Origin of the sequence: Mesorhizobium sp. BR1-1-16 (genome assembly GCF_020165495.1) — a bacterium.
Taxonomy (GTDB): Bacteria; Pseudomonadota; Alphaproteobacteria; order Rhizobiales; family Kaistiaceae; genus Kaistia.
Genome location: NZ_JAIUIE010000003.1, coordinates 290,443 through 304,634, shown reverse-complemented (window position 1 = coordinate 304,634; position 14,192 = coordinate 290,443). Strand labels below are relative to the sequence as shown.

At 65.0% G+C, this 14,192-nt stretch carries 12 protein-coding genes; 1 reads left to right on the top strand and 11 read right to left on the bottom strand.

The window, feature by feature from the left end; translation table 11 throughout:
* Positions 1-216 precede the first annotated feature (216 nt).
* Positions 217-408, top strand: coding sequence for a hypothetical protein (locus LB518_RS09925; RefSeq protein WP_224576658.1), 192 nt, complete (start codon positions 217-219; stop codon positions 406-408).
* A gap of 47 nt (positions 409-455) precedes the next feature.
* Here LB518_RS09925 and LB518_RS09920 read toward each other — a convergent pair whose 3' ends face one another.
* From LB518_RS09920 to LB518_RS09870, 11 genes are all read right to left on the bottom strand, one after another.
* On the bottom strand, positions 456-1,226 hold the full coding sequence (locus LB518_RS09920; RefSeq protein WP_224576656.1) for a KilA-N domain-containing protein: 771 nt from the start codon (positions 1,224-1,226) through the stop codon (positions 456-458).
* A 485-nt stretch (positions 1,227-1,711) separates the two neighbouring features.
* Positions 1,712-3,328, bottom strand: a complete 1,617-nt coding sequence (locus LB518_RS09915) for an FAD-dependent monooxygenase (RefSeq protein WP_224576643.1) — start codon at positions 3,326-3,328, stop codon at positions 1,712-1,714.
* 474 nt (positions 3,329-3,802) lie between these two features.
* On the bottom strand, positions 3,803-5,002 hold the full coding sequence (locus LB518_RS09910; protein ID WP_224576640.1) for a tyrosine-type recombinase/integrase: 1,200 nt from the start codon (positions 5,000-5,002) through the stop codon (positions 3,803-3,805).
* 406 nt (positions 5,003-5,408) lie between these two features.
* Positions 5,409-5,795: a COG4315 family predicted lipoprotein gene (locus tag LB518_RS09905; RefSeq protein ID WP_224576638.1), complete on the bottom strand. Its 387-nt coding sequence runs from the start codon at positions 5,793-5,795 to the stop codon at positions 5,409-5,411.
* 456 nt (positions 5,796-6,251) lie between these two features.
* Positions 6,252-6,398: a DUF1127 domain-containing protein gene (locus LB518_RS09900; RefSeq protein WP_073058077.1), complete on the bottom strand. Its 147-nt coding sequence runs from the start codon at positions 6,396-6,398 to the stop codon at positions 6,252-6,254.
* 194 nt (positions 6,399-6,592) lie between these two features.
* Entirely contained in the window at positions 6,593-7,414 is an 822-nt protein-coding gene (locus LB518_RS09895) for a universal stress protein (protein WP_224576637.1), read from the bottom strand.
* A 97-nt stretch (positions 7,415-7,511) separates the two neighbouring features.
* The gene (locus LB518_RS09890) at positions 7,512-8,042 is read right to left on the bottom strand and encodes a gluconokinase (RefSeq protein WP_224576635.1); all 531 of its coding nucleotides are present in this window, start codon (positions 8,040-8,042) and stop codon (positions 7,512-7,514) included.
* Between the two features lie 64 nt (positions 8,043-8,106).
* Positions 8,107-9,027, bottom strand: a complete 921-nt coding sequence (gene yegS, locus LB518_RS09885; RefSeq protein WP_224576633.1) for a lipid kinase YegS — start codon at positions 9,025-9,027, stop codon at positions 8,107-8,109.
* Positions 9,027-10,529 carry an aldehyde dehydrogenase family protein gene (locus LB518_RS09880; protein ID WP_224576631.1) on the bottom strand — a complete coding sequence of 501 codons (1,503 nt, stop codon included), beginning with the start codon at positions 10,527-10,529 and terminating at the stop codon, positions 9,027-9,029. Before LB518_RS09880 ends, yegS begins: the two co-directional genes overlap by 1 nt.
* Positions 10,526-11,044, bottom strand: coding sequence for a (2Fe-2S)-binding protein (locus LB518_RS09875; protein WP_224576629.1), 519 nt, complete (start codon positions 11,042-11,044; stop codon positions 10,526-10,528). The genes LB518_RS09880 and LB518_RS09875 overlap by 4 nt, the downstream gene beginning before the upstream one ends.
* Positions 11,041-14,190, bottom strand: a complete 3,150-nt coding sequence (locus LB518_RS09870) for a molybdopterin cofactor-binding domain-containing protein (RefSeq protein ID WP_224576627.1) — start codon at positions 14,188-14,190, stop codon at positions 11,041-11,043. Before LB518_RS09870 ends, LB518_RS09875 begins: the two co-directional genes overlap by 4 nt.
* Positions 14,191-14,192: the final 2 nt, after the last annotated feature.

Genomic DNA, 14,192 nt, shown 5'->3' with positions numbered 1-14,192 from the left:
ATGCACGGCCTACCGCTCGATCTCGTCACTGCCGTTGAATTCGAAGAACTCTGGCAACAGGTGCGGACACACCGTTTTGGTTCCCGTAAGGCTTCCCGAACACGGTCAAGTTTTGAAGCCGCCCCAAGCGCCGGCTGAAGCTCATCGGACTGCGGCCACCGGGCGATAAATACGACGCGAGCGGTAGGTCGGACAGCAGCAAATCGAGAGGATTCCGTGCCGATCACGACACAATCCCCGCGCGAACGCGCCGCCCGGGCCCTTGCTCGGCTGGATGGACACCCGGAGGACACTCAGTTCGAGGGCAAGCCCATGTGGCACGACTATCTGGAAGACGCCGACACTGTGCTCGAGGCGGCGTTGTCGGCAGAAGAGTGGGCGAGGATCAAGGCTGAAGGGCCGACATGAAAAAGCCCGCCGGTGAGCGGGCTTGATCTTTGCGTCGGCAGATCGCCCTAGCCAATCATGCGTCGGTTTCGGGACTGGCGATCGTTCTCGATCGCGTTCTTGATCGAAGTAGCAGACCGCCGCGTCGCGCGACGACATTCTTCAGTGCCAGCGCTGTCTTCGTCACGGATGCGTTCGGTTGAGAGCGCTTCGGCGAGCATCACGCTTGCCAACTCGACCTTTGTCATCGATTCGCGCACATTGGCTTTCGCTGGGAGCCCGCGTTCCCGGCGGATCGTTGCGGCCGGTTTGCCGTACAGGCCGAGATACGTCTCGTTGGTGCAAAGGCCGTATCCACCGCCAGTTACCCCGTGGTCGCGCAACGTGTCGGTGTAGTCGTTCCGAGTTACCCTTCCAAGGGCACGAGTCGCCACCCATTCGTTGGCTTCTGGGCTAGCGCGATCGAGGATATCGTCGGCGAGCGTTGGGTCCGCCGCCTTGTAGCGAAGGAAGATCTCGCGGACTTCTAGCGCGAGCTTAGGATCGAGGTATTCAGCGTACGCAAGTGCGAGACGCACGTCGGCGTATGAGCCACCGCCCTTGCCCCGTTTCGTGTAAAGAGCTGATTTCATTTCCTGTTTCGACCAATTGCGGGATTTTCCCGTAATTGCTTCGAAGACACTTTCAACCAGTCGTAGCGTGCTCCCGAGCCGGAGCCAATCGTGGGGCTTCTGGTTCACCGTTCGGCCAGACGCAGACCAAATATCAGAGAGGTTCAAGAGTCCGTTCTCGTCACGATCGATCGAGCGACCGCGAACCTTGACAGGTTGAGGAACCATTAGATGGAGAGCCTTATGATTTACAATCAAAGGCAGCTAGACATTCGATCCAAACAATCGCATTGTCCGCGTGTCAAGGAGGAGGTCTGCGGTCGGAGGGTGCTAGTCAGCCGAGATCGTAACCTTTGGAAATCGCGCCGCTGGCCCACATGGTCGGCGGCGTTTCCATTTGTAATATCCGCCGTGTGGCGGGCCCTGGTCAAGGAAGACTGAGAGAATTCTCGGGTTGTTAGGAGTTACCCCTGCTATCCCCCGACGGGCACTCCTCATTGCGCTTCTCAGTTGCGTGTCTAGACCGCGTCAGAAGGACTTTGCCGTGTTAAGAAACCGGCAAGTCTTCCCAGATTACGGTTGACGATCCAGACCATCATCCCCCGCATTCCCCGTCTCATCGAACCAGTCCGGTATGGTGCCGAGCCTGTTCAACTCGATCGGATCGCTGCAGCCCCAGCGCTGGATGCAGGCAGCATTGTACCTGAAGGGAGTCAGGCAGGCGCAGTATCTAGTATACCCACTGTCTGCTGCAGATAGGCGACGATGTCGGGCACGCTCACGCGACCTAGGTGCTGTCCGACATATTTGTCGGGTCGTATCAGCCAAGCGCCATTGGGGTCAGGGGCAAATGCCTTCGCGAATTCTCCGGCCGCATCATGCACGAGCTCCACGCCAAATGGCTGTGACGTCGGGGCAGCAGCCGCCACCACCGCTACGACCCTTACTAGCCCCGGCCAGTGACGGCGCAGTTCGGCGGCGCACGCCTCTGCATCTCCGGCGTTTCCGTCCGGTGCCGCGACGACGAGTACAAAGGATGGGCCCCTGAGCAGATCGGACATTCGAAGGGCAAAGCCGACGCCCTGTCGCCGCAGTCCCTGGACTTCTGGCACCCTGTCGCCCGCTCGGACACCCGCCGATGTCGTGCCCGATGCCAGTGGCCCTTCGCGATAATTGACAAGCAGTTGCGTATCCTGGAGCCGGTCCGGAGGCTTTCGCTCGCGGCCGAGCTGCATGCTCTGTTCGGTTGTCCGCGCTACAACGTCTTCCGCAACAGGTCTACGCTCGGCCTCATAGCTGTCCAGCAGCTTATCGGTCGCTTTGCCGGCGACAACAAGTGCCAGCTTCCAGGCCAGATTGTAGGCGTCTTGAACGCCGGTATTCATGCCCTGTCCGCCAGTTGGTGGGTGGATGTGGCATGCATCGCCTGCGATCAAGGCGTTACCCACGCGATAATGTTCCGCGAGGCGCATGCTGATGCGGAAGATTGAAGACCAACGCATGTCCGACAGCGCCGCAGGCTCTGCCAAGAGCCGATCAGCGACGGCCTGAAGATCGGAGATGGTCGCTCCCGGCCGGTCCAGCTGGATCCCGTGGTCGGTTCCCTTATCGACTGGCGCAGCGAGGCTTTGAGGCGCCTGCATCGTAACGCGATAACGGTGCTGTTCCGGCAGCGGGATCGCGATGAACAGATCGGGCGCGGCATTCTCGACGGGCTTCAGCGCGCGCATGGCCATGCCCCGCGGAAGATCCCAGTCTATTCGCACATCGCCCAGCATGAATTCCATTGGGAAGGCCTCGCCGTCGAAGGCGATACCGAGGGCCTTCCGGACGACGCTGTGGGCGCCGTCGCAGCCGACTACAAACCGAAACACGGCTTGCTCCGGGCCCTCCGGGGTTTCGAGCTCGACCTCGACACCACTCTCATCCTGACGAAGAGCGGTCACGGACGTACTCCGTTCGACTCTGATGCCGAAGCCGGCGAGATGGCGTGCGAGAACTGCTTCAGTCGAATATTGCGGAACTCCGAGCGCGGAATATGGGAGATCTGAGAAGTCGATCAGAGTTTCCCGGGCCGGTGCACCCTGGATCTCGGTTCTCTGGCCAGTTAGCCAGATACCGGCATCGATGAGTTCGCGCGCAATGCCCATGTCCTCGAACACTTCCAGCGAGCGAGGCGTGATTCCGATTGCTCGACAGAACGGCGAAGGTTCCGCTGCTTTGTCGACGATCCGACATGGAACGCCATGCCGGGCGAGTTCGGCAGCCAATGTGAGACCGACCGGTCCTGCTCCGATAACAAGAATGCTCGGCTCTGCATTTGGCGGCATGACGATCCCCAGCGCGAGAAGTCTGCAACCTTAGCGCCGAAGCCGGCGATCGCAACTCATCGGCGTCACGATCGGGAGAGTCAGCATCGGCATGTTCAACGCAACACTGGCATGACGAAGTCCATCCGAGTGCAGGCCGTTAGGCTGTGGCGTGAGGATCGCTACGGACGTGTCCGGCAGGGCCTCAAAAAATCGCGGAACCCGATCCCGTTGCACGTCAGGCTCCGCGACAGTTCACAGCGGCTCAATCGCCGCCGGGCCGCTCCGACGCGGCGCGACCGCCGCAGCGAGAGCCATCTGCTGCGCGGTCACTTGAGTACTGGCAGTTGCCGGCGAATGCAGCCGACGACACCACCGTGAGCAGCGCCGCAATAATTAGAGTTCTCATCTCGAATTCCCCCGTGCTCGCAATACCCGAGCGTCTCAACCATCAGTTGTGGGTGCATACGAGTCAAGCGCCGAGCAATGGCCGGGTCAGCAGTCGCTGTTCTGCAAAGCAGGGCGGTCACCCAATGCCAGGTTAGGGGCGGTGCTCCTGATCGTGTCGGCGATGTAGGACGGCGCCAAATGGGCATAGTGCTTTTCCACCATGCGTGTATCCGTATGGCCGAGCGCTTGCGCCACAACCATCAGCGGCGCGCCGGCCCGAACCATGGTGCTGGCATAAGAGTGCCGGAGTTCGTGAAGCGTGATGTCAGCCAAGCCTGCGGCCTTGAGGGCTGACTGAAAACTGCGCTGGTATGCTGCCGGCTTCCAGGCCTCGTTGTTACGCGTCAGCACCGGTGACGAGGCGGACTTATCGGCCACCAATCTTTCGAACAAACGGCGTCCCTCTGAAGGGAGCGGGATGTGGCGCGCCTTGCCGCTCTTGCTTTCGGCTATGAAGATCGAACCGTTTGCGGCATCGAAATCGCGGACGGTCAGGCGTGCCAACTCGCTGAAACGGGCGCCGGTCATCAGCGCCGCGGCAACGAGATCTCCAAGATCACCCTGAACGACCCCAATCAACCGCTGCTGCTCGTCGGGGGCAAGGAAGCGAACCCGGGCGGCTGTCGTGCCTCGATAGGGCTTCACCAGGCGCCAGGCGGTATCGTCATCCACCAGACGGTTGTCGCGTGCCCAGTTTAGGGCCGCCTTAAGGGTCGTCAGGGTCCGGTTGGCAGTATCCCGCCGCCGCCGAGCGACCTCGGGATCAGCCATATCGACCTCCCGGACATTGCGCTTCTTGGCGAACTTGCCTGTTCTCACGAGCTTCGGCGCCACCGTCATTCCGTCTCGCCATTTGCGGATCGTCTCAACTCTGAGATCTGAGACGCGAAGGGGGCCGAGGCGAGGGCGGATGTGCGTGCTTGCGCGGGACTTCGCGTCGTATAGCGACTTCATTCCTTCGGCGGCGCGGGCCTCGAAATAGCGGTCCAACACCATGTCTACGGTCAAGGCTGGAGATGCGGAGCTGCCGGCTCGCAATGACTTTGCCCAGGCGCGGGCCTTGTCCTTGGCTTGCTCGTGCGTGAGCACGGCTGCGCCATCGGCCGCCGCGAGATCATCTGCCCGCCCTAATCGGGTCTGCACACGCTTTCCACTGTCCTCGCGAGACGCTGCCAGCCACGTGCCACCACGTCCGTTCGTGCCGCGGCCGCGGCGATAGCCGAGGCGCAGCCCGGGGCTGATCACTTCCCACTCGGGTGCATCGGAGACTGGTAGAGATGCACGGGAAGACTTGGAAGCTAGAGAGCTTCTCCGATGAGCCATTTCGTTGCCGCATTCGTTGACAAGAACCACACGATAGCGGTTGATACCCCATGACGCTGTGTGAAAGAAAGGTATTGTTTTTCAATGCGATCAGGGCCAATCTAGTGCTGTCAGGATCGGTTGAATTACGCCCTCTCACGGCGAAAGCAGGGGTTCGATTCCCCTAGGGCGCGCCAAATCTTTTCATTCAATCACTGGCCGGTCATTTTCTCGCAGGATGGTTCTACGGACCCTTGCTTGCGATCAACCCGGCAATAACGGCGGCGAACAGCAGGATCATCGCCCGTCCCGCCATTCGCCGTTGTCTGTCGATATTTATCGCCGGTCCTCAGGGCTTGGCGATGTGCCATTCGCCTTCGACGCCCTCGCCGGATGTGGCGCCGGGCCTGGTGTCGAGACGGTAGGTATAGAGCGGTGCACCCTTATAGGCCCACTGCATCGAGCCGTTGGCGCGCTTGACCAAACTCCATTCTCCGGATGCCTTCGCGCCCGCCTTGGCCATCAGAGGCGGCCAGGCTGCTGCGCAGAGCAGCGTGCAGTCCGATTTGCCGGCCGTGTCCTTGTCGTAGGTGTAGAGCGTCATACCCTTGGCGTCGGCGAGGAGAATCTCCTTGCCGATTGTGACGACCTTTGCCGGTTCTACTGTCTTGGCGTTGGCAACGGATACACCGGCCAGTGAAATGGCAAGCATCGACGCGGTAATTATTTTCAGCATGTTGTTCCTGTCTGCCGCTGCTTTGGCGCCGGAGAGGAAATGAAATCACCCAGCGCAGCACGGCACGATGAGAATGCCCGTCTGCCGGCAAACGTTCCGCCGATCGCGAGAACGCTCCATGAGGCGTTTTAGCGCTTAGGTGGCAAGACCTCGCCGTTTTGCTTGGTATTCGTCGAGCGGCCTTTCCGTCTTTCAGCCCGCCATTGCCGAAGGTCCAAATGCCGGTGCGGATGAGCGGCGCGTCAGGGGCAGACGATCCAGCGCCTCAAGGATGCCGCGGGCAAGGCGGGCGGCGAATGACCTCGTCCGGGGCCTCAAACTGCTCTGAACACGAAAACGCCCGCCGGGGAGGAGATCGGCGGGCGTTCTCATGAAGGGCAAGCAGGCGAGGGAGGAGGTTCGCCTGCTGCCAGATCGCAGGGACGGGGGAGGACCGTCCGCGCGAAGCCTTGAAACTCAGTAGCCGACGGAGCGGCGAGCGACCTGGTCGATGTCGGCACGGTTGATGCCGAGGTCGGCAAGCTCACGCTTGGTCAGGCGGGAAAGCTCATTGTAGGTTTCCCGGTATTTACGCCAGTTCTTGAAGCCATTGACGATGTTCATCTCGGCACCTTTCCTTCGATCTTCGATGGGCGCCGGCTGTTGCCGTCCGTCCGTTCTTGTTGACTGAAAGATAGGCCGGGTCCTGCTATTCGAGCAGACGGAAAAAGCGCATGGCTGGGCTGCGACCAGTGCAAAGCAGCAAAGTCAGCGCCGATCATGGTGCGATGCAGCATGAGGTTCGCTCAACCGGCGCTTCAGGCGGGGATCGCCAGAACGGGGCAGGGGGCCTGACGCATCACGCGCTCGGTATGCGAGCCGCGCAGCATGTCGAGCAGGCTGTCGCGCTTGCGGGTCGGCATCACGATCAGACCGGCGCCGTCCGCTTCATCGAGGATCGTCTCGATGATCGGGCCGCTCACGCCGCGGATGACGGCCTTTTGATCATCGCCGCCCCAAGTGACGCGCGGCGGCTCGGTGCCGATATGGATGAAGTCGGCGATCTCGGGCGCAAGGCTACTTCCGTTCATCAGCCGCGCCAGCAGCGAAAGCGCATGCGCGGGGTTGGGGTCTTTCGTGACTGGCACGAGGATACGGTCGAGGGTCAGCGCGCCGGTGGCGCTGTCGACGAAGCCCGGCGACTCCGAGGGCACCAGCAAGACCGGCGCGTCAGCGAGCGCCGCGATCTTCTCGGCGACCGAGCCATGCACGATTCGGTCCATCCCCTCGCGGCCATGCGTGCCGAGCACCAGCAGATCGGTGCCGCTCCGCTCGATGAAGTGCTGCACGCCGGCGGAAGGATCGTGATCGCGGATGTCGACCTTGTAGACCGCGACGCCCGTGGCCGGCTCGACGGCCTCTCTCGGCGCATCGGCAGGCAGCAGGCCCCAGCGCGCCAGCGTCTCGCGCACTGCCGGGGCGTGTTCGCCGGAAGGCCGTGCCTCGCCATGGCGATGAACATGCAGGATATCCAGCTCTGCCTTGAGCAGGACGGCGAGCTTCAGCGCATGGGCGAAGGCTGCCTCGCTGGCCGGCGAAAAGTCGGTCGGGTGCGCGATGCGGTATCTGGGCGATGTCATGTCTGGCGGGTCCCCGTTGCCACGATAAAGCCTTAGCAAATTCGCGCCGCCGCTTCACCGGCTCGTCAGTCGCATCCGCGATGCAGTGCCGAGCGGTTCAGCCGCCGCGTTCGATCGCTGCGATCGTGGCGGCCAGCTGGGCCTCGATATCGCCGTCGAGATTGATGGTCAGGACATCCTCGTCCGGCCCCGGCCTTTCGAGCGTCGCGAGCTGGCTATCGAGTAGCGACGCCGGCATGAAATGGCCTTTGCGCGTGTTCATCCGCTCGCGAAGCAGCGCGAGCGAGCCATCGAGGAAGATGAAGGTGGTGCGCCGCCGCGTCGCGCTGGTCAGGATCGTGCGATAGCTGCGCTTCAGCGACGAGCATGCGGCAACGATGCCCGAGGGTCCTGCGTCGCTCTCGGCCAGTCGGGCGGCGATCGCCTCGAGCCAGGGCTTGCGATCGGCGTCGTCGAGCGGGGTGCCCGCTGACATCTTGGCGACATTGGCCGGCGGATGCAGCTTGTCGCCCTCGAGGAAGCTGGTGCCGAAATGGGCCGCGAGCGCTTCGCCAATCGTCGTCTTGCCCGAGCCGGAGACGCCCATGACAATGAGATTGCGCTTGAGGGGTGGTGTCGTCGTGGTCATGCTCGCTCCCGGCATCGGCTTCCGATCCGCCTTCATCCGATGCGGCCCGGCTTCGCGCAACCCTTCAATCGAGCGGCGTGACCACGGCGGCCGGGCCGAGATGCAGGTTGAGCGCGCGTGGACGGCACTCGACGCGGAAGCGCCGTGCCTTGATCGGCTCGCCGTCGAGATTGACCGAAAGCTCCTTGTCCGAACGGTATTCGAACCAGGAACTGCGGGCGCGCACCTGCAGGCCGGGGAGAGCCGCCGCGCCCTGCAGGACAATCCCGGTCAGGGCATCGAGCCGCTTTTCCGCCGGCAATTCCGGCAGCACCATCAAGTCGAGCGCGCCATCGTCGAGCAGCGCGTCGGGGCAGAGCAGGATGCCGCCACCGGCGAAGCGGCCGTTGCCGATGGCGAGCGCCAGGAAGGCGCCTTCCCACGCGAAGCCTTCGCCGGTGATCCGCCCCGAATTGGCGGCGAGTTCGCGAAAGCGCGAGACGCCGGTCAGCACATAAGCGAGCCCGCCGATACTGCGCTTCAGGTCCGGATCGGTTTCGACGGTGACGCGCGAGCCGAAGCCGCCCGTCAGAAGATTGATGAAGGGTCGCCCGTCGACGAGCCCGACATCGATCGGCCGGGCGGCGCGCGTCACGGCGAGGCGAAGCGCGGCGGTGGCGTCGGATGCCGGGAGGTCGGCCGAGCGGGCGAAATCATTGGCCGTGCCGAGCGGCAGCACGCCGAAGGAGCAGGTCGGCGGCGGGTCGGCGGCGAGCGCCGCGGCGAAGACTTCGTTGACGGTGCCGTCGCCGCCGCCGGCGATGATCGCGTCGAGCGCTCCGGCCTTCGCCTCGGCGACGGCCTCGGCGGCCATGCGGCCGGCATCGCCAGCCTCGAAGGTGACGCGGACGCTGACGACATGGCCATCGGCGCGCACGGCATCGACAGCGTCATGCACGCGCGCTTCGCGGGCAACCTTGCCATGGACGATGAGGCGGAGGCGCATCAGATCACCGCACAGACGGTCTTGGTCTCGAGATAGTTCTCGAGCCCCTGCGGGCCGTTCTCATAGCCCCAGCCGGATTCCTTGTGCCCGCCTTTCGGCAGTTCCGGCGAGAAATAGGAGTGGCAGTTGATCCAGACCGTGCCGGCGCGGAGCGCCGCCGCCATGCGATGCGCGTTGGAAAGGCTTTCGGTCCACACGCTCGCCGCGAGGCCGTAGCGGCTGTCATTGGCGAGCGCCAGCACCTCGCCGACATCGTCGAACGGCGTCACGGCGACGACGGGCCCGAAGATCTCCTCGCGCATCAGTGCCATATCCGGCCGCGTATTCACCACGACGGTCGGGCGATAGAAGGTGCCGTCCTGCTCGCCGCCGGCAAGGATTTCAGCCCCGTCCGAGCGGCCGCCCTCGACATAGGCGGCGACCCGATCGGCCTGGCGCTGGTTGACGAGCGGGCCCAGATCGACATTAGGGTCGAGACCATGGCCGAGGCGCAGCTTGCCGGCCTCCGCGGCAAGGCGCTCGACGAACGCATCATAGATCGGCCGCGCGGCATAGATGCGCGAGCCGGCGACGCAGACCTGGCCGCCATTGGCGAAGATGCCGCGCGCCGTGCCGGGAACGGCAAGATCGAGATCGGCATCAGCGAGCACGATCGCCGGCGACTTGCCGCCAAGTTCCAGCGTCAACCGCTTCAAGTTTGTCTTGGCCGCATCGAGCAGCGCCTTGCCGGTGATCGTCGAGCCGGTGAAGGCGATCTTGTCGACGCCTTGGTGGTTTGCGAGCGCCGCCCCGACGGTGCGTCCATAGCCGGTGACGATATTGACGACGCCTGCCGGCAGTCCCGCCTCGATCAGCAGTTCGCCGAGCCTGAGCGCTGTGAGCGAGGTGTCCTCCGCCGGCTTCAGCACCACGGTGCAGCCGGCGGCGAGCGCCGGGGCGAGTTTCATCGCGGCCATCAGCAGCGGCGAATTCCACGGCGTGATCGCCGCGACGACGCCGACCGGCTCGCGCAGCGTATAGGCGAAGAGCTTCTTGCCAGGCGGCTGGTAGCCGATCGAGGTTGGGATCGTCTCGCCGAGGATCTTGTTGGCGAAGCCGCCATAATAACGGAACTGCGCGATGGCGCCGGGGATCTCGCCAAAACGCGCGGTGCGGAACGACTTGCCCTGGTCGAGCGTCTCGATTTCGGCCAGCGCATCGGCATTCGCCTCGATCAGATCGGCGATGCGGAACAGCAGCCGTCCCCGGTCGGTCGGCGTCATCGCGCGCCAGGCGTCGCTCTCAAAGGCGCGGCGGGCGCTTGCAACGGCCGCATCGACGTCCTCGGCGCTACCTTCCGCGATCTCGGCCAGCGTCGTGCCTGTCGCCGGATCGATACTGGCGAAAAAGGCGCCGGAGGCCGGTTCGACCCAGGCACCATCGATGAGAAGCTTCTTGCGACCGCCGAGAAAGGCGCGCGCGCTCTCGCTCGAGGGGGCCAGCGGCGCGACATGGATCGTCATGATGTCTGTCCTTCTGCCGCGCCATTCCGCTGGGCGGCGAATTTCCGTGCGGCGCTCTCTGCGCCGCGCAGGATGGAATGATAGCCGGTGCAGCGGCAGATATTGCCTTCGAGCGCGGTCAGGATCGCGTCCGTCGTCGGCGCTTCATCGCGAAGGAACAGCGCCGTCAGCGACATTACGAAACCTGGCGCACAATAGCCGCATTGGAACGAGACTTCCTCGATCAGCGCTTCGCGGACGACCTGCGCGACCAGCATTCTATCGAGCCCGGCCGGCGTGGTGATCGCGGTTCCTGCCGCCTGGAAGGCCATCACGAGGCAGGCGTTCACAGCGGCGCCATCCACAAGAACGATGCAGGCGCCGCAGCGGCCGATATCGCAGCCGCGCTTGACGCCGGTCTGGCCGCAGTCCTCGCGCAGGATATCGACGAGCCGCCGGTCCGGCGCACCGACCACGGCGACCGTTTCGCCGTCGACCGTGAAGCGGACCGTCGACTGTTCCCCCTCAGCGGTCATTGCGAACCCTCGTGAACCCCAGACCTTGCGAGCGCATCGAGGATCTCCTCCGGCCGGATCGGCGTCACGGCGGGGTAGTGGCCGATGGCATCGGCGATGGCGGCCGCGATGGCCGGCGTCACCGCGCCGATGCCGATTTCGCCGACGCCGCGCGGTCCATGCGGATCGCCATCATCGAGATCCTCCAGCGCGGTGACCCGCATGCGCTGCGGCGCGTCGCGGATCGAGGGCAGCATATAGGTGTCGAGATTGCCAGTCACATAGGCGCCGTTCCGCATCAACGCGTCCTCTGTCAGGGTGAAGCCGAGCCCCTGGCCGCCGCCGCCCTCGATCTGGCCGAGATAGGCCGCCGGATCGACGATCGGGCCGGCGGCGATGTGCTGGTCGAGATCGAGCACGGCGACCATGCCGGTGACGGGATCGACCGCGACGCGGACGACGGCGGCGCCGAAACAGAAGACGTAGCGGGCGTTGCCATCCTTGTAATCGGCGGTTGGGAAGTGGAAGGCCACCGTCTCGCCCGGCCGCTCATTCTCGTCGAGGCTCGCGGCGAGTTCGGCAAAGGTCATGAGCAGAGCGCCGCTGTTGGAGCCGGCATCGCGAATGCCGCCTGGCGCGAGCGCCAGCTGTTCAGCGGGTCGGCGAAGCGTCCTCGCTGCGAGGGTCAGGAGAGCAGCAGCAAACGGCCGGCCGGCCTCCTGTGCCGTCCGCCAGATGACATAGGTGCCGCGCGCCGCCGTGGTCGAGCCCGATTCCGGCGCGAGCGCGGTATCGCCGACCACCGCGACGATATCGGCCCGCGCGCAGCCGAGCGCGGCGGAAACGGCGGCCTCGATCGCCGGCATGACGCCCTGGCCCATCTCGTCGAGCCCGAAGGCAGCCTCGATCCGGCCATCGGCGCGGAAGGTCAGCCGCCCGCCGCCGGGATCAGGCGGCAGCGAGCCGAGGCCGGTGCCCTGATGATGCAGCGCCATGCCCGTGCCGATCAGCCGCCCCCTGTCGTCGCGGCCGCGCGGCGCCTGCCAGAGCGGGTTCAGCGCCGCCTGGTCGAGCATTTCGGACAGGCGCTCGGTCGGCGCGACAGGGTGGCCGAAGAAGCCGGGATCGCCGGGCACGCGCAGGTTTCTGCGGCGGATCTCGACCGGGTCGAGGCCTGCAAGCTGTGCGAGGCGGTTCATCTGGCTTTCGATGGCGAACACCATCTGGTTGGCGCCGAAGCCGCGAAAGGCACCGCAGATGCCGTTATTGGTGTAGGCGAGGCGCCCGCGGCTGGTGATATTGTCAATGCGGTAGGGGCCGGCGACATGTTCGAGCGCGGTTTCGAGCACGGCCGGGCTCAGCGAGGCATAGGCGCCGCATTCGGACGTGACGTCGACGGACTGCGCGATGAGAATGCCGTCGGCATCGCAGGCCGTCTTCATGCGGATCGTCATCGGATTGCGGCGGATGCCGGCGACAACCGACTCGGCGCGATCGAGCTGCAGACGGATCGGCCGGCCGGTTTTCAGCGCCAGGAGCGCCATCGCAGGCTGCACGGTCAATTCATCCTTGCCGCCAAAGGCGCCGCCGGTCGGCGAGGTGATGACGCGGATCTTCTCCTCGGGCATGCCGAGGATACGCGAAAGCTGCAAACGGTCGCGCGAGCCGTGCTGCCCGCCGACCGCCACCGTCAGCGAGCCATCGGCTTCGGGGATGACGGCGCCGCCTTCGGTCTCCATGAAGCCATGCATCTGGCGCGGCGTCTCATAGATGTCCTCGACGATATGGGCGGCGCGGGCGAAGGCGGCGTCGATATCGCCGCGGCGATGATTGAGTTCCAGGCGGAGATTGCCGCCTGGATGAAGCGCCGGCGCGTCCGCTGCCATGGCGGCTTCGAAGCTGCCGACCAGAGGCAAAGTCTCATAGTCGACGCAGATCAGTGCGAGCGCCCGCGCGGCCGTCTCGGCATCCCCCGCCGCGACGGCCGCGACCGGATCGCCAGCGTGTCGAACGCGATCGAAGCAGAGCGCCGGCTGCTCCGGCTCGACGATACCGAAGGCGTTGATGCCCTTGATATCGGCCGCTGTGACGACCGCGACGACGCCGGGCAACGCCTCCGCCGCGCTGGTGTCGATCGTGCGGATGAGACCGTGCGGAATGCCGGCGCGGAGGATGCGCCCGACCAGCATATCGTCGCTGCGCCGGTCGGTCAGATAGATGAGGCGCCCAGCCACCTTGGCGGCGATATCGGGTCGCACGCCCCAGCGGCCGGCAAGGTTTTCGCGCGAGACGGCGATGCTCTGATGCGTGCCGCCCGGCTGTGTCGGTTGTCGCAGCCGGGACGGCCGTCCAGCCGGCAGAGAGGTGGTACCGCCGAGGCCGGCCGCCAATGCGTTGGCGGCGACGGCCTTGCGATAGCGGGCGCTGCGGAAGGCGTCCGACTGCGTTTCGATTTCATGGGCGGCGATCGCACGGAACGCCGACCAATCGACGGCGTCGGAGGCCTGTCCATGCAGGTAGCGCTCGCTCGCTCGAAGCCGTTGCGGCCGGGTGATGCCGCCGCCGGCGGCGATGATCGGCGCGTTGAAAACGCCACTGACGATCGGCGCCACGGCAGCGACGCCGATGATGCTCGGCGTGAAGGCTGCGCGAAGGCCGGTCTTGCGGACAGTTACGCGCGCGTCGGCCGGCACCGGGCCGATCAGGACGGCTAGCAACAGCGCGCCAGCAGGCAGCGTGAACCAGTCGAGGATCGGCAGCGTCGCGAAATGGCCGTCCGTGATCACATCGATTGATGCGTCCAGCGCAACAAGCGCCGGCCAGAGACAGCCGACTCCGCCAGCGATATTGCCGCCTATGGTTGCGAGGTTGCGGACCGGCGCCGCCGCGACGCTTCGGATGGCCTCGGCGAGCAGCGGCCAGCCGTCCGCGACGCGCCGATCGCGCTCGATGATGGCCAGGCGGGCGGTGGCGCCGATGCGGAGGGTGCCGCTCGCCGTGTCTATACCGGAGAGGTCGAGCCGCGAAAGGTCGACAAGGCATTCCGGCATTGATTCGCCGCGCGCCCAGCCGAGCTGGATCAGGGTCCCCCCGGCGATCGCGCGGCTGCCGGACCGGGCCAGAAGGTTAGCGGCGTCCTCGATCGTCGTCGGCGTCGCGACGCGCATCG